Annotated in this window: 23 protein-coding genes; 17 read left to right on the top strand and 6 right to left on the bottom strand. The window is 62.1% G+C overall.

Annotation, left to right across the window (positions count from 1 at the left end):
• Positions 1-9: 9 nt before the first annotated feature.
• The 6 genes from PQQ52_RS07020 to PQQ52_RS06995 all read left to right on the top strand — a co-directional run bounded on the left by PQQ52_RS07020 (position 10) and on the right by PQQ52_RS06995 (position 5,680).
• Positions 10-345, top strand: coding sequence for a UxaA family hydrolase (locus tag PQQ52_RS07020; RefSeq protein WP_408208350.1), 336 nt, complete (start codon positions 10-12; stop codon positions 343-345).
• A 42-nt stretch (positions 346-387) separates the two neighbouring features.
• On the top strand, positions 388-1,698 hold the full coding sequence (locus tag PQQ52_RS07015; protein WP_408208348.1) for a UxaA family hydrolase: 1,311 nt from the start codon (positions 388-390) through the stop codon (positions 1,696-1,698).
• Positions 1,699-2,092: 394 nt separating this feature from the next.
• Positions 2,093-3,133 carry an aldo/keto reductase gene (locus PQQ52_RS07010; RefSeq protein WP_408208345.1) on the top strand — a complete coding sequence of 347 codons (1,041 nt, stop codon included), beginning with the start codon at positions 2,093-2,095 and terminating at the stop codon, positions 3,131-3,133.
• 7 nt (positions 3,134-3,140) lie between these two features.
• The gene (locus PQQ52_RS07005) at positions 3,141-3,971 is read left to right on the top strand and encodes an amidohydrolase family protein (protein WP_408208343.1); all 831 of its coding nucleotides are present in this window, start codon (positions 3,141-3,143) and stop codon (positions 3,969-3,971) included.
• A 54-nt stretch (positions 3,972-4,025) separates the two neighbouring features.
• Positions 4,026-4,769 (top strand): SDR family oxidoreductase, encoded by a 744-nt coding sequence (locus PQQ52_RS07000; protein ID WP_408208340.1) that lies wholly within the window; start codon positions 4,026-4,028, stop codon positions 4,767-4,769.
• Between the two features lie 62 nt (positions 4,770-4,831).
• Positions 4,832-5,680, top strand: a complete 849-nt coding sequence (locus tag PQQ52_RS06995) for an ureidoglycolate lyase (RefSeq protein WP_408208337.1) — start codon at positions 4,832-4,834, stop codon at positions 5,678-5,680.
• Positions 5,681-5,855: 175 nt separating this feature from the next.
• Here PQQ52_RS06995 and PQQ52_RS06990 read toward each other — a convergent pair whose 3' ends face one another.
• The gene (locus tag PQQ52_RS06990; protein ID WP_408208335.1) at positions 5,856-6,290 is read right to left on the bottom strand and encodes a PaaI family thioesterase; all 435 of its coding nucleotides are present in this window, start codon (positions 6,288-6,290) and stop codon (positions 5,856-5,858) included.
• A gap of 268 nt (positions 6,291-6,558) precedes the next feature.
• Here PQQ52_RS06990 and PQQ52_RS06985 point away from each other — a divergent pair, with 268 nt between their 5' ends.
• Positions 6,559-8,181 carry a methyl-accepting chemotaxis protein gene (locus PQQ52_RS06985; RefSeq protein WP_408208332.1) on the top strand — a complete coding sequence of 541 codons (1,623 nt, stop codon included), beginning with the start codon at positions 6,559-6,561 and terminating at the stop codon, positions 8,179-8,181.
• A gap of 112 nt (positions 8,182-8,293) precedes the next feature.
• On the opposite strand, the gene PQQ52_RS06980 is transcribed toward PQQ52_RS06985, so the two are convergent.
• Positions 8,294-8,497 (bottom strand): cold-shock protein, encoded by a 204-nt coding sequence (locus PQQ52_RS06980; protein ID WP_007178724.1) that lies wholly within the window; start codon positions 8,495-8,497, stop codon positions 8,294-8,296.
• Positions 8,498-8,715: 218 nt separating this feature from the next.
• Between PQQ52_RS06980 and PQQ52_RS06975 the strand changes: the two genes are divergently transcribed.
• A complete protein-coding gene (locus PQQ52_RS06975) occupies positions 8,716-8,991 on the top strand; it encodes a hypothetical protein (RefSeq protein ID WP_408208329.1) in 276 nt (91 codons plus the stop codon).
• Positions 8,992-9,044: 53 nt separating this feature from the next.
• On the opposite strand, the gene PQQ52_RS06970 is transcribed toward PQQ52_RS06975, so the two are convergent.
• Positions 9,045-10,154 carry an AGE family epimerase/isomerase gene (locus PQQ52_RS06970; protein WP_408208327.1) on the bottom strand — a complete coding sequence of 370 codons (1,110 nt, stop codon included), beginning with the start codon at positions 10,152-10,154 and terminating at the stop codon, positions 9,045-9,047.
• Positions 10,155-10,421: 267 nt separating this feature from the next.
• On the opposite strand from PQQ52_RS06970, the gene PQQ52_RS06965 reads away from it, so the two are divergent.
• The 8 genes from PQQ52_RS06965 (at position 10,422) to PQQ52_RS06930 (ending at position 16,706) form a co-directional block, all read left to right on the top strand.
• Positions 10,422-11,108 (top strand): MgtC/SapB family protein, encoded by a 687-nt coding sequence (locus PQQ52_RS06965; protein ID WP_408208324.1) that lies wholly within the window; start codon positions 10,422-10,424, stop codon positions 11,106-11,108.
• Positions 11,109-11,240: 132 nt separating this feature from the next.
• The gene (locus PQQ52_RS06960) at positions 11,241-12,632 is read left to right on the top strand and encodes a hypothetical protein (RefSeq protein ID WP_408208322.1); all 1,392 of its coding nucleotides are present in this window, start codon (positions 11,241-11,243) and stop codon (positions 12,630-12,632) included.
• A gap of 249 nt (positions 12,633-12,881) precedes the next feature.
• The gene (locus PQQ52_RS06955; RefSeq protein ID WP_408208319.1) at positions 12,882-13,190 is read left to right on the top strand and encodes a hypothetical protein; all 309 of its coding nucleotides are present in this window, start codon (positions 12,882-12,884) and stop codon (positions 13,188-13,190) included.
• Between the two features lie 191 nt (positions 13,191-13,381).
• Positions 13,382-13,540 (top strand): hypothetical protein, encoded by a 159-nt coding sequence (locus PQQ52_RS06950; protein WP_408208317.1) that lies wholly within the window; start codon positions 13,382-13,384, stop codon positions 13,538-13,540.
• Between the two features lie 433 nt (positions 13,541-13,973).
• Complete coding sequence (locus tag PQQ52_RS06945) at positions 13,974-14,276, top strand: hypothetical protein (RefSeq protein WP_408208314.1); 303 nt, start codon at positions 13,974-13,976, stop codon at positions 14,274-14,276.
• 109 nt (positions 14,277-14,385) lie between these two features.
• Positions 14,386-15,339, top strand: a complete 954-nt coding sequence (locus tag PQQ52_RS06940; protein ID WP_408208311.1) for a 3-hydroxyacyl-CoA dehydrogenase family protein — start codon at positions 14,386-14,388, stop codon at positions 15,337-15,339.
• Positions 15,340-15,488: 149 nt separating this feature from the next.
• Positions 15,489-16,100 (top strand): flavin reductase family protein, encoded by a 612-nt coding sequence (locus PQQ52_RS06935; RefSeq protein ID WP_408208309.1) that lies wholly within the window; start codon positions 15,489-15,491, stop codon positions 16,098-16,100.
• A 171-nt stretch (positions 16,101-16,271) separates the two neighbouring features.
• Positions 16,272-16,706, top strand: coding sequence for a cupin domain-containing protein (locus PQQ52_RS06930; RefSeq protein ID WP_074289073.1), 435 nt, complete (start codon positions 16,272-16,274; stop codon positions 16,704-16,706).
• A 53-nt stretch (positions 16,707-16,759) separates the two neighbouring features.
• On the opposite strand, the gene PQQ52_RS06925 is transcribed toward PQQ52_RS06930, so the two are convergent.
• Positions 16,760-18,226, bottom strand: coding sequence for a polyhydroxyalkanoate depolymerase (locus PQQ52_RS06925; protein WP_408208306.1), 1,467 nt, complete (start codon positions 18,224-18,226; stop codon positions 16,760-16,762).
• A 219-nt stretch (positions 18,227-18,445) separates the two neighbouring features.
• Here PQQ52_RS06925 and PQQ52_RS06920 point away from each other — a divergent pair, with 219 nt between their 5' ends.
• Entirely contained in the window at positions 18,446-19,099 is a 654-nt protein-coding gene (locus PQQ52_RS06920) for a glutathione S-transferase family protein (RefSeq protein ID WP_408208303.1), read from the top strand.
• An 82-nt stretch (positions 19,100-19,181) separates the two neighbouring features.
• Here PQQ52_RS06920 and PQQ52_RS06915 read toward each other — a convergent pair whose 3' ends face one another.
• Entirely contained in the window at positions 19,182-21,155 is a 1,974-nt protein-coding gene (locus PQQ52_RS06915) for a methyl-accepting chemotaxis protein (RefSeq protein ID WP_408208300.1), read from the bottom strand.
• A gap of 165 nt (positions 21,156-21,320) precedes the next feature.
• Complete coding sequence (locus PQQ52_RS06910; protein WP_408208297.1) at positions 21,321-23,744, bottom strand: heavy metal translocating P-type ATPase; 2,424 nt, start codon at positions 23,742-23,744, stop codon at positions 21,321-21,323.
• Positions 23,745-23,986 lie beyond the last annotated feature (242 nt).

The raw sequence follows: 23,986 nt of genomic DNA, 5'->3' as shown, positions 1-23,986 counted from the left end.
AGAACTCACTTGACCAGCCGTCCATTGCAAACATTGCAAACCGACCCACGCCTGATCCTGCTCAGTCCCGCGGATAACTGCCTGATCGCGGCGGCGTGTCTCGACGCAGGCACGCAACTCGAGATCGAGGGTGAGCGCGTGACGCTCACCAAAACCATCGACCTCGGCCATAAGGTGGCGCGCCATGAACTCGCGAAAGACGACAAGGTGCTGCGTTACGGCGCAGTGATCGGTCACGTGACCGAGGCGGTGGCGCGCGGTGCGCATCTGCATACGCACAACCTCGAAAGCGATTACCTGCCTACTTATACGCACGACGCGGGCCACGAGTTCGTCCATCACTGAGTTGAGCACAATGACGTGGCTTTGCGCCGCGCTGGAATGACCATGACTGACACTTCCGTAGCACCCGCCGCGCAGCAGCCCATGTTGCAAGGCTATCTGCGCAACGATGGCCGCAAGGGCATCCGCAATATAGTCGCGGTGGCGTATCTGGTCGAATGCGCGCATCACGTCGCGCGCGAGATCGTCACGCAGTTTCGCGAACCACTCGACGCATTCGACGATCCTTCAGCCGAGCGCGAGCCACCGGTGCATCTGATCGGCTTTCCGGGTTGCTATCCGAATGGATACGCCGAAAAGATGCTTGAGCGGCTTACCACGCATCCAAACGTGGGTGCGGTGCTGTTCGTGTCGCTCGGCTGCGAGAGCATGAACAAGCATTACCTCGTCGACGTCGTGCGTGCGAGCGGCCGTCCCGTCGAAGTCCTGACGATTCAGGAGAAAGGTGGCACACGCAGCACGATTCAGTACGGCGTCGACTGGATTCGCGACGCACGCAAGCAGCTTGCCGCGCAGCAGAAAGTGCCGATGGCACTGAGCGAACTGGTGATCGGCACGATTTGCGGCGGCTCGGACGGCACCAGCGGCATCACCGCGAACCCGGCCGTGGGCCGTGCATTCGATCATCTGATCGACGCGGGTGCGACCTGCATCTTCGAAGAAACCGGCGAGCTGGTGGGCTGCGAATTTCATATGAAAACGCGCGCCGCAAGGCCGGAACTCGGGGATGAAATTGTCGCGTGCGTAGCGAAGGCGGCGCGCTACTACTCAATCCTTGGGCATGGCAGTTTTGCCGTCGGCAACGCGGACGGCGGCCTCACCACGCAGGAAGAAAAATCGCTGGGTGCTTATGCTAAAAGCGGGGCGTCGCCGATTGTTGGCATCATCAAACCCGGCGACGTTCCGCCGACCGGTGGCCTCTATCTGCTCGACGTCGTACCCGACGGCGAACCGCGCTTCGGCTTTCCGAACATCAGCGACAACGCGGAAATTGGAGAACTGATCGCATGCGGTGCGCATGTGATTCTGTTCACGACCGGACGCGGATCCGTGGTCGGCTCGGCGATTTCGCCGGTCATCAAGGTGTGCGCGAATCCCGCGACCTATCGTAATCTCGCTGGCGATATGGACGTCGATGCAGGCCGCATTCTCGAAGGCCGCGGCACGCTCGACGAAGTTGGCCGCGAAGTGTTCGAGCAAACGGTCGCGGTGTCACTCGGTGCGGCGTCGAAATCTGAAATGCTCGGACATCAGGAATTCATCCTGACGTACAAGACTTTCGAACCGGTGGGCCCGGCTTGTTTGCCGTTGAACGCTGCAGCGTCGCGTCGGGTGGTGGCGATCGAGTCGCACTGAGCGGTCTATCATCAATCAGTCCGAATCCAGGCAGCGATCGATTCGGCGACCCTCAGCGCGGCCATCAGGGCGCCAACGCGTCGCCATCAGCGCGGTGGGCGCGTGGCGGGCAAACATCGTCGGCACGTGCTAAAAAGATAGATGGGATCGGGGTAAGCGCTAAAGCGCCAACTCTGGTCGACAGCTTTGCATGGGACCAGAGTAAGCGCTAAAGCGCCAACTCTGGTCGACAGCTTTGCATGGGACCAGAGTAAGCGCTAAAGCGCCAACTCTGGTCGACAGCTTTGCATGGGACCAGAGTAAGCGCTAAAGCGCTAACTCTGGTCGACAGCTTTGCATGGGACCAGAGTAAGCGCTAAAGCGCTAACTCTGGTCGACACAGGAGACGCGGTTAATGACGGCAACGATCGGTTCGAAGATCGAACAGCGGCGCGGCATCGGCCGCCGCGCATTGCAAGTGACAGGCTTGGGGCTCGGTACGGCGCCGCTGGGCGGCCTCTATCGCGATCTGTCCGATGAAGAAGCCCACGCGACGATTGCCGCCGCGTGGGACGCAGGCGTGCGTTACTTCGATACTGCGCCGCATTATGGCAACACGAAGGCCGAACATCGTCTTGGCGATGCACTGCGCCGCTATCCGCGCAGCGAGTATGTCTTGTCCACCAAAGTCGGCCGCCGTTTTGTGCCGCGCACCACGCCTTATGATCCCAAAGATGGCTGGCAAGACCCGCTTCCTTTCGAAGGAATCTACGACTACACGCATGACGGCATTCTGCGTTCGTTCGAAGACAGCCAGCAGCGGCTCGGCATCGTGGATATCGACATCCTTCTGGTACACGATATCGGCCGTTCCACGCATGGTGACAAGAACCCCCATTATTGGCGACAACTGACCGAAGGCGGCGGCTTTCGTGCGCTCGATGACCTGCGGTCCTCGGGCGCGGTCAAGGCGGTTGGGCTAGGCGTTAATGAAGGCGCGGTCATACTCGACGCAATGGCCGAGTTCGATATCGATTGCGCGTTGCTTGCCGGCCGTTATACGCTGCTCGAACAGACCACGCTCGGCGACCTTTTGCCGGCATGCGAAACGCGCGGCGTCAGTATCCTGTTAGGCGGCGCGTTCAACTCGGGCATTCTGGCGCGCGGCGTCGAAGGCGATCTGAAATTCAATTATGGCGATGCGCCTGCGGAAGTCATCGAGCGCGTCGCGCGGCTGGAAGCGGTGTGCCGGGTGCATGGCGTGCCGCTTGCTGCCGCAGCTTTGCAGTTTCCGTATGCGCATCCGGCGGTTGCGACCGTGCTGACCGGCGCGCGCAGTGCCGACGAATTGCGTGAGAACGCGGCGTCATTCGAGCAGCCAATCCCGGCGGCCTTGTGGTCCGCCTTGCGTGACAAGGGCTTGCTCGACAGCCGCGCGCCCGTGCCAGAGGATTGATTTGACGATGCATATCGATGCCCACCAGCACTATTGGGACCCCGCTCGTGGCGACTACGAGTGGCTTACGCCGGAACTGAAAATCCTGTACCGGCCGTTCGGTCCCGCCGATCTCAAACCCTTGCTTGAAAGAGCGGGCATCGAGCGGACCGTAGTGGTGCAGGCGGCGCCGACGATCGACGAAACACGCTACTTGCTGGACATCGCGCGCAAAGAGCCGTCGATTGCGGGCGTGGTGGGCTGGGTGCCGTTGCTGCTGCCAAATGCGCCGGCCGTCATCGACGCTTTCGCGCATGAGCCGAAGTTCAAGGGCGTACGGCCGATGTTGCAGGACCTGCCCGACGACACATGGATCGCGAACCCGGATCTCGCACCTGCGATCGAGGCGCTGATCGCACACGACCTCGCGTTCGACGCGTTGATTTATGCGCGTCACGTCGAGCATTTCGAAACGTTCGCAGTGCGTTTTCCGGCGCTGCGTATCGTCGTCGATCACGGCGCGAAGCCGCCGATCCGTTACGGTCGCGCCGGTTGGCAATCATGGGCCGACGCAATCACGCGGCTCGCCAGGCTACCGCAAGTGCATTGCAAGCTGTCCGGACTCGTCACAGAAGCTTCACCTGGCTGGACCGAGGAAACGCTGCAACCGTACGTCGAGCATCTGCTGAAGTCATTCGGTCCGGCACGTTTGATGTGGGGCAGCGACTGGCCGGTACTCGATCTGAACGGCGACTATCTGCTCTGGCATTCGGTGTCGAACACGTTGCTCGCATCCTTGAGCGACGCCGAGCGCGAAGCGGTTTTCGGCGGCAACGCCACGGCGTTTTATCGACTTTGATTTGACCAGCACGCGTTACGAAGACAAGAGAAGCCCATTCAAACGGAGTCGTAGATGACACAAAGACTGGCCGGCAAGACGGCCCTGATCACCGCGGCAGGACAAGGCATCGGCCTTGCCACGGCGGAACTGTTCGCGCGCGAAGGCGCGCGCGTGATCGCCACCGATATTCGCATCGACGGACTCGCCGGCAAGCCGGTCGAAGCGCGCAAGCTCGACGTGCGCGACAACGCGGCGATCAAGGCGCTGGCGGCCGAACTCGGCCCGATCGACGTGCTGTTCAACTGCGCCGGCTTCGTGCACGCCGGCAATATTCTCGAATGCAGCGAAGAAGATTGGGACTTCGCCTTCGATCTGAACGCGAAGGCCATGTACCGCATGATCCGCGCGTTCTTGCCCGCCATGCTGGAGAAGGGCGGTGGGTCGATCATCAACATGTCGTCGGCGGCATCTAGCGTGAAGGGCGTGCCGAACCGCTTTGCATATAGCGCGTCGAAAGCTGCGGTGATCGGGCTGACCAAGTCCGTTGCTGCAGACTTCATCGCCCGTGGTGTACGCTGTAACGCGATTTGCCCGGGCACGGTGGCTTCGCCGTCGCTCGAACAGCGGATCGTAGAGCAGGCCAAGGCGCAAGGCGCGACGCTCGAGGCCGTGCAGGCGGCTTTTGTCGCGCGCCAGCCGATGGGCCGCATCGGCAAGCCGGAAGAGATCGCCGCGTTGGCGCTGTATCTCGCGTCTGACGAATCGTCGTTTACTACCGGTCATGCGCATGTGATCGACGGCGGCTGGTCGAACTGACGCGTACTGATCCACGCTGAAACACGAACCGAATATCACTGAACGTCAAGGGAAGTGCAACGATGAAACTGCTTCGTTATGGGCCGAAAGGCCAGGAAAAGCCAGGCTTGCTCGACGCGCAAGGCAAGATTCGCGATCTGTCGAAAGTGGTGGGCGATATCGACGGCGCCGTGCTGAGCGACGAAAGCCTCGCCAAACTGCGCGCACTCGATCCGGCTTCGCTGCCGTTGGTCGAAGGCAATCCGCGCATAGGCCCATGCGTCGGCAAGATCGGCAAGTTCATCTGCATCGGGCTCAACTATGCGGACCACGCGGCTGAATCGAATCTGCCGGTGCCGTCGGAACCGGTGATTTTTAACAAGTGGACAAGCGCGATCTGCGGCCCGAATGACGACGTCGAAATCCCGCGCGGCTCGAAGAAGACCGATTGGGAGGTCGAACTCGGCGTGGTGATCGGCAAGCCGGCAAAATATATCGACGAAGCCAGTGCGCTCGACTACGTCGCCGGTTACTGCGTGATCAACGACGTGTCGGAACGCGAATGGCAGATCGAACGCGGCGGCACGTGGGACAAGGGCAAGGGCTTTGATACGTTCGGCCCGATCGGCCCGTGGGTCGTGACGCGCGATGAAGTCGCCGATCCGCAGAACCTGAGCCTGTGGCTCGAAGTAGACGGCCACCGCTATCAGAACGGCAGCACGAAGACGATGGTGTTCGGCGTTGCGAAGCTGGTGTCGTATGTGTCGCAGTGCATGAGCCTGCAACCTGGCGATGTGATTTCGACCGGCACGCCGCCGGGCGTCGGCATGGGTGTGAAGCCGAACCCGGTGTTCCTGAAGCCGGGCCAGACGATACGTCTCGGTATTGAAGGTCTGGGCGAGCAGAAGCAGACGACTTACGCGGCAGAGTGATTCGCTTGCTGCCGGGTTGAAATGGACTGAGCTGAAATGTGTTGTTGATGAAAGGGCCGTTCCCGCATTGAGCAGGAACGGCCCTTTTTTATGTACCCGCGCGCGAGCGTCCCGTCGCCTTCATGCGTGTTGAGTTGAAACGGCCTCGCAAACAGCGCGTCCGGTTGATCGATGTTCAGCCAGCCGGTTCGTGCTCGCCGTTTTCGCTGATACGGTTGATCGTGCCTTGTGCAACAGCGACGAGCTTCTCCCGGCCACCGTCCATCACATACACATTGCACTGGCAGGTTGCCTGAAGCCGGCCCGCGTAGACGACCTTCGCCCGCGCGATCAGCGTGCCGTTCACCACCGGTCGCAGATAGTTGATCTTGTACTCGCCGGTCACGACCTTCGGACCTAGCGACAGCGCGCCGGCGAACGTCAGCGCATTGTCGGCGAGATAACTGATGACACCGCCATGCACGAAGCCATGTTGTTGCCGCAGCTCGTCGCGGATTGGCAGGCATAGCGTCAGTTCGTCAGTGCCTGTGTGCATCAGCTCGGCGCCTAGCAGCATGCTGAACGGCTGGGCGTGCAGTGCGCCGCGCGCCCGGTCGAGGAGGTCGGTCATCGTGAATCCTTCGGGCGTGGCCCGCAGTGGCATCTGCACCGGCGTGCGTTGTGCAGTCCCTACCCACTCTAGGAAGCACCGACGCACGGCGTCAAGGTGAATCGGAAATATCTGCTCGGCATTGTTGTGCGAAATGTCTTGAGCTGCGGAGTTGGCCGATGAAAAGGGGATGTAAGGCGATTTTTAACGACATTGATCTCAAGCAAAGTTCGGCCTTGCCGTTAACCCTGACGTAGTTCCCGTCATTCTCTGCTTTCAGGTGTTCACGATGTTCAGCAAGATCAAGGTCGCATCCGGCCTGTTGTGTGTTCTGGCCGCATTCTGCGTTTTCCAGCTGGTCACGGTGGGTTTGGGGTTCTGGTCCCTCACGCGCACGCATGACGACGTGGGCGATTTGTCGAGCATCGCCTTGAAGCAGGTGGACGCGGTCAATGAAACGACCCAGCGTCTGATGGACGCCCGCATCAACCTGTCGCGCGCCGGTACGCGCATGGTGCGCGGCGGCGCCGAGCCGACCGACATCGTGCAGCACGCTCGCGAACAGCTGACCGCCGCCGATCAATCGTTCGGCGCCTTCATGAGCGTGCCGAAGACCAGCGACGAAAACAGTGCGCGCGCTGCCGCCCTCGCCGAGCGCTACAAAAAGCTGCACGACGCGCTCTCGGAGTTGGCGCAGTTTCTCGACTCGAACAATATTCAGGCCTTTCTCGACCAGCCGACCCAATCGTTCCAGGATGCGTACCTCGCCGAGTCGCACAACTTCGTGCAATTCGGCGACGCCGCGAGCCGTGCGTCGCTCGATTCGATCGATGCCCGCATGGCGATGTTCCGCGGCGTCAGCATTGCGATCCTGCTGGTGCTGGTGGTGGGCACCTTCGGGGTGTACGCCGCGCTGCGCCGGGGCGTGGTAGCGCCCCTGGAAGAAGCCGGCCGTCACTTCGACCGTATCGCACAAGGGCGCCTCGACCAGCCGATCGCCGCGCGTGGCACGAATGAAATCGGCCACCTCTTCTCCGGTCTCGCGAAAATGCAGGCCAGCGTGGCGCGCACTGTGCAAACCGTGCGCGAATCCGCCGACTCGATTCATCTCGGCGCCAACGAAATCGCCACCGGTAATGCCGATCTGTCGGCTCGCACCGAAAATCAGGCGGCATCGCTCGAAGAAACCGCCTCGAGCATGGAGGAATTGACCGCCACCGTGCGCCAGAACGCCGATCACGCCCGCGAAGCCAATGCACTCGCGGAATCCGCCCTTGAGGCGACCTCGCTTGGCAGCGAAGTGGTGAACGAGGTGGTCGACAAGATGCGCGGCATCGCGCAAAGCTCGGACAAGATCGCCGAGATCATCTCGGTGATCGACGGCATCGCGTTCCAGACCAATATCCTCGCGCTGAATGCGGCCGTCGAAGCGGCCCGCGCGGGCGAGCAGGGTCGCGGCTTTGCCGTGGTGGCGGGCGAGGTGCGGGGCCTGGCCCAGCGCAGTGCGCAGTCGGCCAAGGAAATCAAAACGCTGATCAGCGAGTCGGTTGCCGAGATTCAGGGCGGCTCGACGCTGGTCGAGCACGCTGGCGAAGCGATGAGAAACGTTTCCGCGTCGATCTCGCGGGTCACGCAGATGATGGCGGAAATCAGCGCGTCGTCGCTCGAGCAGAGCACGGGCATCGAGCAGGTCAACCAGGCGGTGGTACAGATGGATGAGATGACGCAGCAGAACGCGGCGCTCGTCGAGGAAGCAGCCGCAGCGGCAGCTTCACTGCATCAGCAGACGCAGCAATTGAAGGAAGCTGTTTCCGTGTTCGAAATTTCTGAAACTGTGTTGCGGATGCAACAAATGGACGAAATGCGCGGGCAAACGGCGGCGTTTGAGCCGGCGGGAATGCGGGCAATTTAACCCGGACAGGCGCCCAAAAAATGGGCATCTGCAAAAGAAAATGGCCCGCCGAAGCGGGCCATTTTGCATCAGACGCAAGCGCCTAAGCGTGCCTCAAAGTACCTGAAGGTACTTAGGCCGGCTGGATGTTCGCAGCTTGCTTGCCCTTCGGGCCTTGCTTGACTTCGAACGTCACTTTTTGGTTTTCCTGCAGGGACTTGAAGCCGCTGCCTTGAACTTCCGAAAAGTGTGCAAACAGGTCTTCGCCGCCGTCGTCCGGGGTGATGAAGCCAAAGCCCTTTGCATCGTTAAACCACTTCACAGTACCTGTTGCCATTTTTAATCCAGTAAATGTTGTGTGTTGCATTCGCGACCGCTATTTCTCAACACGAGATCGAGCGCGAAGTACGAGTTGTATCACGTCTTTATGATGGACGCCAATCAACAAGTATTCGGGTATTCCCCTGATTGGGCCCTTTTGGGGCTCGGAAGCATTTTGCAGGGGTGTCCGAGCCGGTAGGGTAAACTGGTTGTATTACTCTTCCAGGAAAAACATTGACACATTATTTGCAAGAAGAACTCACCTCGTTCTGGAGTCGTTTGACCCCGTATCTCGCGATCTTGGAGTCGAAACTACCTCAAGAAGGCGCCCCGGATCCGGTCGGCCGCATCACGGTCGACACCGAAAATCACCAGGCTTTCGCCCTTCACACCACCGATAAAAAGCCGCACGGCGACGCATCGGATACCCCCACCGGCCAAAGCGCGACCTACACGCGATTTAAAACTGCCGACGCCGATTGGGGACCTTGGCAACGCGAAGAATATTGATTGACCGGCCAGTCGGCTTTAAGGCCGATGCCCGGCAGAACGACGGCCAGCGCTTAGCCTGGCAACGCGTTATAGGCGGTTGCGAGATGATAGGGTGTGGTCGACGGCATGTCGGCACGCGCCACGTCGCCGGCCGCCGTTTTGCATTCGAACCAGCCTTGCGGACGCAGAAAGCGTTGCTGGAAAAGCTCGATTTGCCGCGGCAGCGCGGCAAGTGCAGCCGGGTCGTCATGGCTCGCCAGGGCACGCAGATATTCCGTCTGAGCCCAGATCCGCTGGGTGGTGTCCTTGATTCCCCCGGTTTCGTCGAGCGAGGCGCACACGCCGCCCGTTTGCGGGTCGACGCCATATTGCTGCGCGAAGCTGAACGCGCGCGTCAGCGATTCGTCGAGACCTGTGGCTTCGAACAACGCGCCTGCCTGCTTGACCAGCCAGAACCATTCGAACTGGTGTCCCGGTTCCAGACGATTGTCGTCCGCGCCAATCGGCAATTCGGCGATGCAGCCGGTCGGCGCATGCACGAAGTGATGCGCGACGGCGCCGGCAAGGCGGCGCAGCGCGGCGTCGAAGGCGTTATCGCGCGTGGCGTCGCGGGCGGCCAGCCAGGCTTCCGTCAGATGCATCAGGGGATTCTGGATCGGCGTGCCGGTCACGCAGGCGAAGTCCGCGGTGAGCGCGGCGTTGAACAGGTCGCCACTGGCCGCGAAGTGCGACTGAATCAGTGCCGACGTGCGATGCACGACTTCCAGCGCGTCGCGGTTGCCGGAACGGCCGCCATATTCCGCACAAGCGAATACCACGAACGCATGCGTGTACAGGTCTTTGGTGGTGTCGAGCGGCGCGCCCTGTGCATCGACGCTATAGAACCATCCGCCGTGGCGCGTGTCCTGAAAGGTGTGCATCAGCGAATCGAACAGCACCTGGGCATGCGCCGCATCGCCTGCTTGCGAGAACACGAACAATTGTCGCGCGCAGGCCATGGCCCGGTAGCGTTCCACGGGCAACGGCTCGGGACCCTCGGCGTTGACCGCTTCGTACGGCAGCTTTAGCGCGGTGTTGAAACCCGGCCCGCGCCACAGCGGCAGCACCACGCGAGTGAAATGATCGCGTAGTGTGGTGGCGAGCGCGATCGTCGAAGCGGGGGAAGGGGTCATGCTCTGCATAGTTCGGTTGGTCAAACGGGTCATTCGAAGCGACGGCGGAATTTTTGGCTCTCGCGGCGGCGCGGTTGTTGGCGTTCGTGCTGTGCTGGTGATCGTGGATACTGATTACTGATTGGCCTGCAATGAGATGGCCTGGAAGCAGCATGACGACCGTCCCAGCAATCCGCGCGACGGCGTGCGGCCAAGCATAAAGCAAACAGCTGCCGTTGGCACTCCACTACAGGTGCGGGACACGCTTCAAATAATTTCAGATAAGGAGGAAAAACAATGTTGGGGAACCTCGAACTCATTTCCCGTCTGGTGCTGGCCGCTGCGCTCGGCAGCGTCATCGGCTTCGAGCGCGAACGGCTTTCGTGGGCCGCGGGGTTACGCACGCACATGCTGGTCTGCGTCGGTTCGACGCTCATCATGATCGTATCGGCCTATGGTTTTGCGGAAGTGCTGACAGGCGATCACGTTGTGCTCGATCCGTCGCGGATGGCGGCACAGGTGGTCTCGGGCATCGGCTTTCTCGGTGCGGGCTCGATCCTGCTACGCGGTGAAATCGTGCGCGGGCTGACGACGGCGGCGAGTCTCTGGTCGGTCGCGGCCATCGGGCTGGCGGTTGGCGGTGGGCTGTACACGGCATCGATTGCCGCGACGATCATCATTCTGATTATCCTCGCCGGGATCAAGCCGCTCGAGCGCCGTTTCATCACTGTGAAGCAACGGCGTCAGCTGACGATGATCGTCGAGCGCGGCAGTATGACGTTCCATTCGCTGCATGACGAACTCGGCGCTGCGAGCCCGCGCGTCAAGCAATTCGTGATGCAGCAAAGCGACGACGCGCCGGAGTGCGACGAAGTGGTGATCACGTTGCATCGCGTGTCGAATACCGAATATGGGGCGATCTGCGCACGCTTGCGTCAGTTGCACGGCGTCAAGCAGTTCCGGCAGGACGAGACGTCGTCTTAAAAACGGAAAAACGTCGGCGAATGGCTTCGGCAGGGGCGGGCGGCCATGCGACAATGCGGTCTCGAAAAATTCCAATGGCATTGACGAGCGGTGCTCGGCGCCCGCTTTCCGGCGACGACCGCTTTTTTCTCTATGGCAGATTCCGCAGCATCCACGCAGTCCCGGCCTCAGCGCGCCGCTTCGAAGAAGCGGCGTCAGGCCACCGTCTCGACCGAAACTGAAAACAAGCTGGCGCGCGCCGCGCGCTCGGCACAACGTCTCGCGCAACTGAGCGATGCCTCGCGCGACGACAGTACGCTCGACCTGTTCCCCGACGATCCCACCCGCGCCACGCTGGAAGCGATGAATATCGACGTCCGGCAACGCACGCTGCATGGCTTTGAATTACCCGATGTCGTGCTGGCAGCGGTGGGTGCGATCGACGCAGACGGCGCGTCGCTCGAGGCGAGGGCGCCGCGCCGCGTGCCTCGCGCTGGGAAATCCGAGGAACCGGCGCCGATGAGCGCGCAATTGAGCGGGTTGGAGCCGGACGCTGTGGAGGCTGCGGGATCGCTTGTTGGCGAGCTGGCTTTCGGCGATCTGAAGCCGGCAGTAGAGACACCGGCTGAAGAGACGCCGGCGGCAGCGGCACGTGACGCCGCCACGTCGCTTACGCCTGCGATGGCGGCGGCTACCGTGGCGCGCAGCGTGACCGCGTTGCGCCAGGCGGCTGAGCCGGGCGCAACGACGACCGATACAGCGGCTGCATCGACCTCGGGCGATGCCAAGCCGCCTAGGCCGCCGCAGCGCTTTGCGGCGACCTTTGCCAAGGCGGCGACGGCTTCGCGAGAAGCGGCTGGCGCAGAAGCCGCGAATGTGGGAGCGGGGCGCGCTTTGCCTTCGTCATCCTCTTCGTTTGAATCCGAGCCTGAGTCCGCACCTGAGTCCGACTCCGGTGCGGCGGATGCTGCGCCGAAGCCGGCCGCCAAGGCGTCGGGCAATGCGCCTGCATCTGCGCCCGGATTCGCATCCGGGCACGCCAACGTCGCATTCGCTGCGCCCTCGTTCCGGGAAACCCAACGCGCCGAAGCTGCCGCCGCAGCGCTGCGTGCCGCGCCTGAACTCGACCGCGCACGCGCGACGGCCTTCGCCGACACCGTCGACGCCTTGTATGGCGTGATCGCCGATCAACGCCTCGCCGCGACCGATCATTCACGCCGCATGAAATGGATGTTGTCGATTGTGGTGGGCGCGTTGCTGGTGACGGTCGCGATTGGCATCACACAGACGCTGCTTCTGATGCGCCTGACGCGTGAAACCACCGCCCAGCAGCACCGCATCGAACAGTTGATGCAGAACCAGCAGGCCGCCATGGCCAGCTTGCTCGACACGCACATGGCGATGGCCAACGCGGCGGCGGCCAATGCAGCTTCTACCGCAGCCGCAACCGTGGCGCCTCAACCAGCCGCGGCCGCGCCCGCTCATAGCAAGCGCGGCACGCGAGCACAGCATGCGCACAAGCCGAAAGCGGCCAACTCGCATTGATCTTCGGCGACCACCGCGCCGGCGTTAGCCGGCCCGCGGTGGCTCGCTTCGCCGGCGCAGCATGCTGGGTGTGTACTTCGCTCCTCCCGTTTCCCGCTCACCTCGCTTCCGTTCCCGCTTCCCAGGATAGGCGCCGTAAGGCATCGTCCGCCGGCGGATCCGTCGCAAGCCAAACCTTGCGTTTTACACTCTCGTAGCTGTTGCGAAGCCGGACCGGATACGCCAGCGCATCTTCTGACGGGGGCCACCATGCCGACTAGCGAGCACAAATATTCGATCGAGGAACTGCTAGCCGCGCTTCTGCGCGATCAGGGCATACACGAGGGACACTGGGCGTTGAATGTGGAGTTTTCGGCGACGGGCGCCTCCGTCAAGCCGCAAGACAATCCCAACCGGACGCTGCCGGGGCTGATCGTGTCCGTCAACAATGCGACGCTGGTACGCGCGGAGGGCACTGCGGCAGGCGCCGTTGATGCCGCCGTGGCCAATCCGGGGAAAAGTACGACGAATGCGAAACCCACCCGCAGCAGGAAGCCGCAATCGACCACGCTTCAGTAGGCGGAAGCTCTGACCCTGAAATATGAAAAAGAGGGACGTTGTCGTGGTGCGACGCACCATGAATAAAAACCCTGTGGCAATACACCACACCCGAAAAATTGCTGCGTTGCACTAGCTTTTGCCTAGGGAAAACCCTATAATCATTCTTAAGGGAAAACCCTAGCTAATGCAGTAACCAACCGGGAGTCGCCATGAGCTTCATTTTTGCATTGTTCCAAAAGGTCAGCGACCTCTTTGCGTCGCCCCATCTGCCGCTGGATTCGGACTATTCGTACGAAGCGCGTAGCCGTGAAGCAGATCGCATGCGCAGAGCGCAAGCTACGTTGTTCGGCGTCAAGCTGAGCGACTGAAAAGCAAAGTCGTATCGCCTGAGCGCGGATCACCGCGTATGGGCGCGCACCTCGAGTGCACGAGCATCATTGAAGCCACTGCCCGCGAAACGCGTGCCGTGGCTTTTGTTTTTTGTGCCGTTATCGCCCGCTTGCCCGTCTTTCCAAATATTTCCTGGCCGAAATGAATGTAACGGCGGCTGACAGGTTGCCGCCCTGGCATTCAGTTGATCTATCGCGCATGCGCTGTAGACGGGCGGCGAACACCAAAAGGCTATCCCTCATCCGTCCCTTTCTATGAAATGTGCGCTTACAAGTGCTCACTTCTTCATGCGGTTTGCCCCGCTAAAGTTGGTCTCAAGCGTACGGCGTCTGGTCCGAACCAAAAACACGGTTCGATGTTGACCGAACACGGGCGCTGGCTTGATACAAAAACTTTGTATGGGAGGTCACTATGAAAACCTTTAACAAAACATCGCGTTCGATTATTGCAACCTTGCTGGCGGGCGGCGCGTTGCTCGCAGCCGGCAGCGCTTTCGCCCAGGAACGGGTGATCGTCGAGAATGGTCCGGGACCGGCGGTTTACGGTCAGCCGCACATGATGCCGGTCGGCGTGTCGATCAACATCGGCTGGCATGGGGATCGTTACTACGACGGCCATCGCTATTGGGCTCATGACGAGTGGATGCATCATCATCCGCACGACTACGATCCGCATCACCACGACGATCGTCGCCCGCCGCCCCCGCGTTATTAATGCGCGTATGACGGCGCCGCCTGACGTGGCGTGAAGTCCACAAAGCCGGTCCTTCCTCACGGAAGACCGGCTTTGTCACGTTCGGTCCAGGAAAAATGCACGCTGCGTTATGCTTGAAAGCTTTCATCGACGGCAGCAGGAGAGCAGCGTGAACAAGGCAGTCATAGGCGTAGTGGGCACGGGATTGATGGGCGTCGGCATTGCGACGCAAAGTGCATTGCACGGGCACCGGACGATCGTTCACGACGTCGACCCAGCGCGCCTCGCGAGCGTTGCGCCGAAGGCGGAGGCGGTGCTCGACGAACTGATCGACGCCGGACGCATCGACCACGCCGCCAAACAGTCGGCGCTTGCGCGCATCGAGACGCATGCACAGCTCGACGTCATGGCGTCGGCGCAATTCGTGATCGAGGCGATTCCCGAGGTGCTCGAACTGAAGCATCGCCTGTATGCGTCGCTGGCCAGTTTGATGGCAGACGATGCAATTCTCGCGAGCAACACCAGCGGTTTTCCGCCCGATCAACTGGTTGCGCCGTTGCGCGCGAAGGAGCGTTTCCTGATCGCGCATTTCTGGAATCCGCCGCACATGATCCCGCTCGTCGAAGTTGTGCCGGGTACCGCGACCGCGCCGGAAGTCACTGAGCAGACCGCTGCATTGATGAGCGCGATCGGCATGGAGCCGGTCGTGCTGGCGAAGGCGATTCCGGGTTTTGTCGGCAACCGGTTGCAGTTCGCGGTGCTGCGCGAGGCGTTGAACATCGTGCGCTCGGGCGCGGCGACGCCTGACGTGGTCGATCGGGTCATGAAGGCCTCGCTCGGGCGCCGATGGGGGATTGTCGGTCCGCTCGAGGGCGCAGACATGGGCGGCCTGGACACCTTTCTCGACATCTCCACGCATTTGATGCCGGAACTCGCCAAGGACGAAGACGTGCTCGATCTGCTGCGTGCGCAGGTGAATGCGGGGCGCGTCGGCGTGCGCAGCGGCGCTGGATTCTATGAATGGGACGACGCCCATTTGGCGCAGGTTAGAGCCGGCCGGAAGCGGGTGATTAGTCGTGGTTAAACCAGCAGTCGTGTGGCAGCGGGGTATCTTCCTTGAGTGTCGCCGCCGCTGACTCTCGTCGATCAGACAGGCTCGTGCTGCTCTCAGCAGCTCCCGGCACTCTGCGGTATAAATACTCCCCACTTCGCCCACGAACCCGAACACAATCCATGTCCCACTACTTCTACGATCCCGCTGCCGGTCATGGCCTCCCGCATGACCCGTTCAAAGCCATCGTTGCCCCGCGCCTGATCGGCTGGATTTCCTCCCGCGATACCGAGGGCACGCTGAACCTCGCGCCCTACAGCTTCTTCGGCGCGTTTGCCAGTTTTCCGCCGATCATTGGTTTCTGCAGCGAAGGCCGTAAAGACAGCATCGCCAACATCGAAGCCACCGGCGAGTTCGTCTGGAATCTCTCCAGCAAGCCGCTCGCCGAGCAGATGAACCGCTCCTCCGCACCAGTCCCGTCCCACGTCGACGAATTCGAACTCGCCGGCCTCACCCCAGCACCGGGCCGCAATGTTGCCGTGCCGCACGTCGCCGAATCGCCGGCCTCGCTCGAATGCAAGCTGCTGCAAGTGATCCGTTTGCATACCCTCGACGGCAAGCCGATGGATAACTACCTGTCGCTCGGGCAAGTGGTCGGCGTTCACATCAACGAGGCCTATCTGAAAGACGGACTGTTCGACACGCACGCCGCGCAACCGATCATGCGCGCGGGCTATCGTGCCGACTACGCGGAAATCGGCGAGATGTTCCAGATGTTCCGTCCGACCGCATAAGCATCCAAAGCGTTTGAAGCGCCTTGTGCCGCGCAATGCGGCGCGGCACGCATCTGATCGGCTCAGCGAAACGCAAAGCGATAGCTCCGCAAAACTGGCCCGCTTGATGCTTGCAACCGACGCTCCAACGCGTCGTTTTCAACTGCCGGCTCACTCAAGAGGAGCGCGATCATGTCCACCGAATTCGCCACGCAGTTCAGCCATGTCCGTCCGCAAGACACGTCCTACGTGGATCAGGGCCTACGCGACTTTTTTCTCTATCGCGATTTAGGCATCGCGCAGGCGACCGGCGGCAAGGTGCTCGCGCAACTCGTCAAGGCGAATCACGCACCAGAGCAAGGCACCGGTTGGCACCGTCATGAGGCCGATTTCCACATTGTGATCATGTTGAAGGGCTGGGCGCGCTTCATGTACGGCGACAAGGAGACGCTCGTCGCCGCCGGCGATTGCGTGCATCAGGCGCCGGGCATCGTCCACTATCTGTTCGATTATTCCGAAGATATGGAGTACATCGAAATCGTGTCGCCGGCGGACTTCAAGTCGATTGAAGTCGAGGGCCCGTGTGAGGTGCCTGCGGTACAGCCGTGGAAGAGCGTCGCGGCTTGATTGCGACCTGAGGAGAGCCGCGGCGGCGGCAACGCCCTACCCGGAGCAACACTTCACCGCGTCGTGGGTGGCCGTCGTCGCGTTGACCGTGAAGCCTGCTGTGGTTTGACGGCGGAGCTGGCGCTGGCGCTCGCGGCAAGTCCGTTTGGCGCGGCAGTTGCTGCGGCCGCCGACGCCACGTCTACATCGACCATCGCCACCGCAGCCGGTGCTGCCACCGTTACCTCAGAAGCCGCAGCCACCGACACCGGTTGGATTGTGCGCGCCCGTGAACTCACCACCACCGCGCGCGGCTCGTTGTCGTAAATCACGGCCCGCACACGTGGATAAATCTGCCGCTCCCACCGATGCCCATTGAACACGCCATAGTGCCCCACGCCGGTCTGCACATGATGTGTCTTCAGATACGGCCGCAATTTGTCGCACATGTCCTGCGCGGCGAGCGTCTGCCCAACCGCGCAGATATCGTCCTTTTCGCCTTCGACAGTGAGCAGCGCGGTACGCCGAATCTTCGAGGGCTCTACAAGCCGTCCTTCCACCTCAAGCTCATGCAGCGGTAGCGCATGCCGCTGAAAAACCGTATCGACGGTCTCCAGATAGAAATCGGCCGTCAGGTCCATCGTCGCGAAGTATTCTTCGTAGAAGGTACGGATCGTGTCGGCCTTCGCCGGATCGCCCTTGGCGCGCTCGTAATGCATGGTCTCGAATGAGTCGAGATGACGGCCGAGATTCATCGACATGAATGCGGTGAGCTGCATAAAGCCCGGATACACACGCCGGTGCGCGCCCGCAAAACCGAACGGCACCGCGCTGATCAGGTTCTGCTCGAACCATTCGAGCGGTTTGCTTTTGGCCAGTTCGTTGACACGCGTCGGATTGATCCGCGTGTCGAGCGGGCCCGCCATCAGCGTCATGCTGGCGGGCTGTGCAGGGTTGTCGTCGGCGGCCATGAGCGCGACCGCGGCTAACGCGGCGACTGTCGGCTGACACACCGCCAGCAGGTGCGTACCTGGTCCGATCTTCTCGGTGAAGTCGATCACGTGCCGTACGTATTCGTTGAAGCCGAAACGGCCCTGGCTCAGCGGCACGTCGCGCGGATTGTGCCAATCAGTGATGTAGACGTCATGCTCGGCCAGCATCGTGCGAACGGTGCCGCGCAGCAGCGTCGCGAAGTGGCCGGACATCGGCGCGATCACGAGCACGCGCGGCTGCGGATGTGAAGGCGCGGTGTCCTTACGGAAATGCAACAGTGAACAGAACGGCGTGTGTGCTGCCACTTCCTCGACGATCTTCACTGCTTTGCCTTCCGTCATCACGCTATCGATGCCGAACGGCGGCCTGACAGGCGTGAGCCCGGCGAGCGTCAAAAGCTCGCAGGCCGCGCGTATTGAGCGACCATGCGACGTGTCACCAAACGCGGGCCACGCGTCGAGCGAATGATTCACCAGCGCAGCGCCGTGCCGCATCGGCAGCATCATGTCGGCGAAAGCCTGGTATGTGGGATATGCGAACAGGTTCATAACCTTCGCACGAGTGCAGGAAAGGAAGGAGCCCGAATAGAGGCAAGTCATGTGCCAATCATGCAGTCGCACTGGCGCAGCCGTCCCGGTACGTTGGCATAGCATTTGCGCGCGTCATGGGAGCGGGCCGAAATTGCCGCGCTTTGGTGCGTCCGCGCACGGCAACGTGCATGCGCATCGTCAGGCGTCGGCTGAACGCCTCATCCGGAGGAGAAACGTATGGCGAATACCACGCTCACCATCAGCAGCAAGAATTATTCGTCGTGGTCGCTGCGAGGCTGGCTGCTCACCAGGTTCAGTGGGCTGCCTTTCGAAGAGATCGTGATGCCGATCGACGATCCGGCCGCGCGCGCCGAATTGCTGCTGCTCTCGCCATCGATTCTGGTGCCCTGTCTCTTTCACGACGGCATCAAGATCTGGGACACCCTGGCGATCGCCGAATATCTGAACGAGTTGAAACCGGACGCGATGTTATTGCCCAGGGACGTCCGCGCGCGAGCACATTGCCGCTCGATTTGCGGTGAGATGCATTCGGGTTTTGGTTCGCTTCGCTCGGCGTTGCCGATGAACCTGAAAGCGCATTTTCCGGGCTTCAAGGTGTGGGCGCGGGCGCAATCGGATATCGACCGCATCGTGACGATCTGGAGCGATTGCCTGAAGCAATACGGCGGCCCGTTTCTGTTCGGCGAGCGCAGTGCGGCCGATGCGATGTACGCGCCGGTGGTGACGCGTTTCGTTACCTATGACGTGAAGCTCGATCCGGAGATCGTCGAATACGGGCAGCGCATCATGGTGCTGCCCGAAATGCAGCAGTGGATCGCGGACGCGCAGCAGGAAGTGGAGGAAATCGACGAACTGGACGTGGAGTTTTGATGAGGGCGTGGCGGCGCCGTTAGCGTCGTCATTGCCAATGGCGGCGCGGCAAGATGCGCCGCGCCGTTACAAAGGCAACACCTCAATCTCGCCCGGCTTCCAGCTTGAACACACTCACCACCTGCGCAAGCCGCGCGGCCTGAGCGCGCAACTCAGCCGCCGCGAGTTCCGCTTCGCCGACGAGCGTCGCATTCTGCTGGGTCGCCTCACCGATCTGCGTGACAGCCAGGTTGACCTGCTCGATGCCGCCCGATTGCTCGCGCGACGCGACGCTGATTTCCGCCATGATGGCGCGCACTTGCCCGACCTGATGAACGATGCCCTGCATCGTCGAGCTCGCTTCCTCGGCGATCCGGAAGCCGCTTTGAACGGTCGCCGAGGAGGCAGCGATCAGGCCTTCGATTTCCTTCACCGAAGCCGCGCTGCGTTGCGCGAGCGCGCGCACTTCCGACGCGACCACCGCAAAGCCCTTGCCGTGCTCGCCGGCGCGCGCCGCTTCCACGGCAGCGTTCAACGCAAGAATATTGGTCTGGAACGCGATGCCTTCGATCACGCTGGTGATCTCTGCGATTTTCTGCGACGAGCGGCTGATCTCGCCCATTGTCGAGACCACGCGTTCGACGGCACGGCCGCCTTCGAGGGCGGCATCGGCGGCACGGGTGACAAGCGTGTTGGCTTGCGAGGCGTGGTCGGCGTTCTGCTGTACGGTTGACGTGATCTGTTCCATGCTGGCCGCCGTTTCCTCCAGGCTGCTCGCCTGCGTGGCAATACGCGCGGCGATATTGCCGCTTCCGGTGGCGATCCTTTCGGTGCCTTCCGACATGTCCGTCGACGCGTTGCGCACTTGCGAGACGATACGCGCGAGGCCTTCGCCGATGCCGTCGATCGACTGCATCAGGCGGCCGATTTCGTCGGCGCGTGCATTCGCCCCGTTGCCCACGCGCACGCTCAGATCGCCCGAGGCGAAGCGCTCGGACGCCTTTGCGGCTTCATCGAGCGGACGGCTCACGAGACGGCGCACGGCGATCAGGAACACGATCGCGAACGCGCCGACTAGCGCGAAACCGATCAGCAGAAATTGATCGCGCGTGGAGATGACGTCCGCCATCACCTCGTCGCGCGGCGCAACGCCGCCCACTAGCCATTGCCATTCCGGCACGGTGATGAACGACACGAACTTGTCGCGCGCGTTGCGCTCGCCGAGCGTCGCATCAGCCGAGCTGAATTCGAGCTGGCCTTCTTTCATATCGAGCATCTGCTGATACGGCGCATTTGCGTTGTCCGCGCTTTGCCCGGCGGCGGCCGGATGCACGATGAACTTGCCGCGATCCGCGCCCTTCGAGGCGTTGACCACGAAGTAGTAGCCGCTGTCACCGATCTTCAGTTTGCTGATGCCGTCTTCGACCGACTGAATCTCCTTGTCCACGTTCACGCCAACGAAGAGCGCTCCGATCACGCGACCGCTTGCATCGGTAAGCGGGCGATATTGGGTAATCAAACGTTTGCCAAAGAGCGCGGCAAGTCCCGTAAAGGATTTGTTCGCCATGATCAGTGCATACGCGGGTCCCTTGCGGTCGAGCAGCGTGCCGATCGCGCGCGAGCCGTCCTGCTTCTTCAGCGAAGTCGTCACGCGGACGAAGTCGTCGCCGCTGCGTGCGAATACAGTGGCGACCGCGCCGCTACGCTCGAGAAACTGGTCGGGAATCGAGAAGTCCATATTCAGGACTTTGTCGCCGGCCTTGAAGGTCGGCGTGGCGACGCCGTTGATGTCGATTTTCTGGGTGTCGTCGAGCGTGTAGTCAGCGGGCAGGAAGCTCGCGAACAGCGACATCGAACGATCGACTTCGGACGACAGCGCCTTGTCGAACAGTGTGATCATTGCGGCGATCGAGCGATCCTTGTCGGCGATACGTTCGAGTACCTGATCGCTGACCTGCTTGCCGGCGGTGCGCGTGAGCGCCCACGTAAAGGCCGCGAAAATCAACGCCACCAGCACGCACGACAGTACGGCAAGCCGGGCGCCAACACTGGCGCGGCGCAAAGAGAGGAATTCCATAGGCGTTCGGAGTAAAGGGAGACATGTGACGTGTAAACCATGCGAATGCATGGTTTACACCTATGTCAGGATTACGGCCGATTTGCCCATTTCTTTAGTGCATTCGAAAGCTTTTCGTAATATATGGGCGTATATAGCCCGTCACCGCATCGATGCGCGAACGCATCACCGTGCCGATGCGCCGCGCCAGGTGCGTAGCAAAAGGGCATTGGTGACGACGCTTACGCTCGAAAACGCCATCGCCGCGCCGGCCAGCATCGGGTTCAACAAGCCGAAGGCGGCAAGTGGAATGCCGATCAGGTTGTAGACGAAGGCCCAGAAAAGGTTCTGCTGGATCTTGCGCCAGGTCCTGCGCGAAATGTCGATGGCGTCGGCCACCAGCGCCGGGTCGCCGCGCATCAGCGTGATGCCGGCCGCCTGCATGGCGACGTCGGTACCGGTCGCCATGGCAATGCCGATGTCGGCGGCAGCGAGCGCGGGGGCATCGTTGATGCCGTCGCCGACCATCGCGACGATACCGGCGCTGCGGATCTTCAGGTCGCGGATCACGCGGGCCTTGTCGTCGGGCAGGACTTCGGCGTGGACTTCGGCGATGCCGAGTGCTTGGGCGACACTCGCCGCGCTACCGGCATTGTCGCCGGTGACGAGCACGCTTTTGATGCCCATCCGGGCAAGCCGCTCGATCGCCGCGCGAGCGGTCGGCTTGACGGTGTCGCCGAAGGCGATCAATGCGAGCGCGGTGGGCGCAAGCGGCGCGCGCTGTATGAGCCAGGAAACGGTGTTGCCGGCGGCTTCGAGCTGTTTTGCGCGCCCGGCAAGTTGCGGCGGTAGCTGGATGCCGAGTTCGTTGAGCCAGCGCGTGCTACCGAGCGCCAGGGTGCGGCCATCGATGTCGGCTTCCACACCGCGGCCGGGCACCGCGCGGGCGGCGCTTGCCGTGTTTGCCGTACATAGTGCAACCGGAAACTCTGCCGCGCCTTTCGCTACCGCAACGGACGCTGGCGTGCCCAGCGCGCTGTCGCCCAGAGCCCCAACGCCGCCATTCGCCAGCGAGTCCGCAACCGCGGTGCCGTCGTGCAGATTGCCGGCCTGTGCTGCTTCATACGCCTTCACCACTGCCCGCGCCAGCGGATGATCGCTGTGCCGCTGCACGGCCGCGGCGAGCGCCAGCGCCTCGTCGCGACTGCCGCCTCCGATCGCCTCGAACGCCGTCACCGACGGTTGCCCGAGCGTCAGCGTGCCGGTTTTATCGAACGCGACGATATTCACCCGATGCGCGGTTTCCAACGCCTCGGCGTCCTTGATCAGCACGCCATGCCGCGCAGCGACGCCAGTGCCGGCCATGATGGCCGCGGGCGTCGCCAGTCCGAGTGCGCACGGGCAGGCGATCACCAGCACGGCAACGGCATTCAGAATCGCGGTTTCGCCACCCGCGCCGGCAATCAGCCAACCCACCAGCGTGAGCGCCGCAATCGCCAGAATCGCCGGCACGAAGATCTCGCTGACTCGGTCGACCAGTCGTTGGATCGGCGCCTTCTCGGCCTGCGCGCTTTCCACGAGGCGGATGATGCGAGCGAGGGTCGTTTCCGCACCGATCGCGGTGGTCGTCACAGCAATCGCGCCCTCGCCGTTGATCGAGCCGGCGGTGACCCGATCGGTTGCCTGCTTCGGTACCGGCAAGCTTTCGCCGGTAATCAGCGATTCGTCGATATGGGTGCGGCCTTCGAGCACCGCGCCGTCGACCGGCACGCGCTCGCCCGGACGCACGATCACCACCGTGCCCACCACAACTTGCGCGAGCGGCACTTCGCGTTCGTCCGCACCGACACGGATTCGCGCGCGGTCCGGGCGCAGCGCGTTGAGCGCGCGGATCGCATCCGTGGTCTGGCGTTTGGCGCGCGCTTCGAGCCATTTGCCGAAGCGCACCAGCGTAATCACCACCGCCGACGCTTCGAAATACAGATGCGTCATGTCGCCCGGATGAGTGGCCAGTTCGTAGACGCTGATTCCATAAGCCGCCGACGTGCCGAGCGCCACCAGCAAGTCCATGTTCCCGGCGCCGGCCCGCACGGCACGGTAGGCCGCCCGATAGAAGCGCGCGCCGAACACGAACTGCACGATTGAGGCGAGGGCGAATTGCAGCCAGGGGGAAAGCATCGCGTGCAAGCCGAACCATTCGCCGACCATCGGCAGGACGAGCGGCAGTGTCAGCACGGCAGAGGCGAGTACGGCCGCCAGTTCGCGGCGGGTCTGGTTGCGCTTGCTGTCTGCGGCGGTAAGGGCGGAAGTGTCGACCGCGGACGCCGATGTATCCGGCGGCGCTATCAGCGTCGCCTCGTAGCCCGCTTTCTTGACCGCTGCGATTAACGCGTCGGTGTTGGTATCAGCGCTCGCGGCCGCGTCGCCTAGATTGACGGTTGCCGTTTCGGTCGCCAGATTCACCGATACGCCCGTGACCCCCGGCACTTTGGCCAGGGCTTTCTCGACGCGCATCGCGCACGAAGCGCAGGTCATCCCGCCGATGTCGAGTTCGGTGGTTCTGGAGGGCGTAGCGTCCGCGGGACGCAGCGGCGTGGCAAGTTCGGTCATGGCAGGTCAGGCTCGTAGCAGCATTGGGCCGCATCATGAACCGAGTATTGACCTTCCCATGATGGGAAGGTCAAGAACGTTTTTTTGGCGCGCTGAAGTGTCACCGGGCGGGCCACCAAACGTTCACCTGAGCGGTCACCGGAACGAGCCACCCAACGTTCGCCAACACGTGCTGCCCAAAGCGCCCGGGATGCCGACCCGTCGCTCGGAGCCGTGGCGCAAGCTGCGCCGCCGAGGAACGG

This window comes from Paraburkholderia sediminicola (assembly GCF_046030555.1).
Classification (GTDB): Bacteria; Pseudomonadota; Gammaproteobacteria; order Burkholderiales; family Burkholderiaceae; genus Paraburkholderia; species Paraburkholderia sediminicola_E.
This window is presented reverse-complemented; position numbering and strand designations above follow the sequence as displayed.

Bases quoted from the DNA above. Each gene is read 5' to 3' on its own strand.
- PQQ52_RS06955 (WP_408208319.1), top strand. From the start codon at position 12,882: ATGCCGACTAGCGAGCACAAATATTCGATCGAGGAACTGCTAGCCGCG.
- PQQ52_RS06985 (WP_408208332.1), top strand. From the start codon at position 6,559: ATGTTCAGCAAGATCAAGGTCGCATCCGGCCTGTTGTGTGTTCTGGCC.
- PQQ52_RS07005 (WP_408208343.1), top strand. From the start codon at position 3,141: ATGCATATCGATGCCCACCAGCACTATTGGGACCCCGCTCGTGGCGAC.
- PQQ52_RS06970 (WP_408208327.1), bottom strand. From the start codon at position 10,154: ATGCAGAGCATGACCCCTTCCCCCGCTTCGACGATCGCGCTCGCCACC.
- PQQ52_RS07015 (WP_408208348.1), top strand. From the start codon at position 388: ATGACTGACACTTCCGTAGCACCCGCCGCGCAGCAGCCCATGTTGCAA.
- PQQ52_RS06915 (WP_408208300.1), bottom strand. From the start codon at position 21,155: ATGGAATTCCTCTCTTTGCGCCGCGCCAGTGTTGGCGCCCGGCTTGCC.
- PQQ52_RS06920 (WP_408208303.1), top strand. From the start codon at position 18,446: ATGGCGAATACCACGCTCACCATCAGCAGCAAGAATTATTCGTCGTGG.
- PQQ52_RS07000 (WP_408208340.1), top strand. From the start codon at position 4,026: ATGACACAAAGACTGGCCGGCAAGACGGCCCTGATCACCGCGGCAGGA.
- PQQ52_RS06980 (WP_007178724.1), bottom strand. From the start codon at position 8,497: ATGGCAACAGGTACTGTGAAGTGGTTTAACGATGCAAAGGGCTTTGGC.
- PQQ52_RS06995 (WP_408208337.1), top strand. From the start codon at position 4,832: ATGAAACTGCTTCGTTATGGGCCGAAAGGCCAGGAAAAGCCAGGCTTG.
- PQQ52_RS06940 (WP_408208311.1), top strand. From the start codon at position 14,386: ATGCTTGAAAGCTTTCATCGACGGCAGCAGGAGAGCAGCGTGAACAAG.
- PQQ52_RS06990 (WP_408208335.1), bottom strand. From the start codon at position 6,290: ATGACCGACCTCCTCGACCGGGCGCGCGGCGCACTGCACGCCCAGCCG.
- PQQ52_RS06935 (WP_408208309.1), top strand. From the start codon at position 15,489: ATGTCCCACTACTTCTACGATCCCGCTGCCGGTCATGGCCTCCCGCAT.
- PQQ52_RS06945 (WP_408208314.1), top strand. From the start codon at position 13,974: ATGAAAACCTTTAACAAAACATCGCGTTCGATTATTGCAACCTTGCTG.
- PQQ52_RS06960 (WP_408208322.1), top strand. From the start codon at position 11,241: ATGGCAGATTCCGCAGCATCCACGCAGTCCCGGCCTCAGCGCGCCGCT.
- PQQ52_RS06950 (WP_408208317.1), top strand. From the start codon at position 13,382: ATGAGCTTCATTTTTGCATTGTTCCAAAAGGTCAGCGACCTCTTTGCG.
- PQQ52_RS06930 (WP_074289073.1), top strand. From the start codon at position 16,272: ATGTCCACCGAATTCGCCACGCAGTTCAGCCATGTCCGTCCGCAAGAC.
- PQQ52_RS06925 (WP_408208306.1), bottom strand. From the start codon at position 18,226: ATGAACCTGTTCGCATATCCCACATACCAGGCTTTCGCCGACATGATG.
- PQQ52_RS07010 (WP_408208345.1), top strand. From the start codon at position 2,093: ATGACGGCAACGATCGGTTCGAAGATCGAACAGCGGCGCGGCATCGGC.
- PQQ52_RS06910 (WP_408208297.1), bottom strand. From the start codon at position 23,744: ATGACCGAACTTGCCACGCCGCTGCGTCCCGCGGACGCTACGCCCTCC.
- PQQ52_RS06965 (WP_408208324.1), top strand. From the start codon at position 10,422: ATGTTGGGGAACCTCGAACTCATTTCCCGTCTGGTGCTGGCCGCTGCG.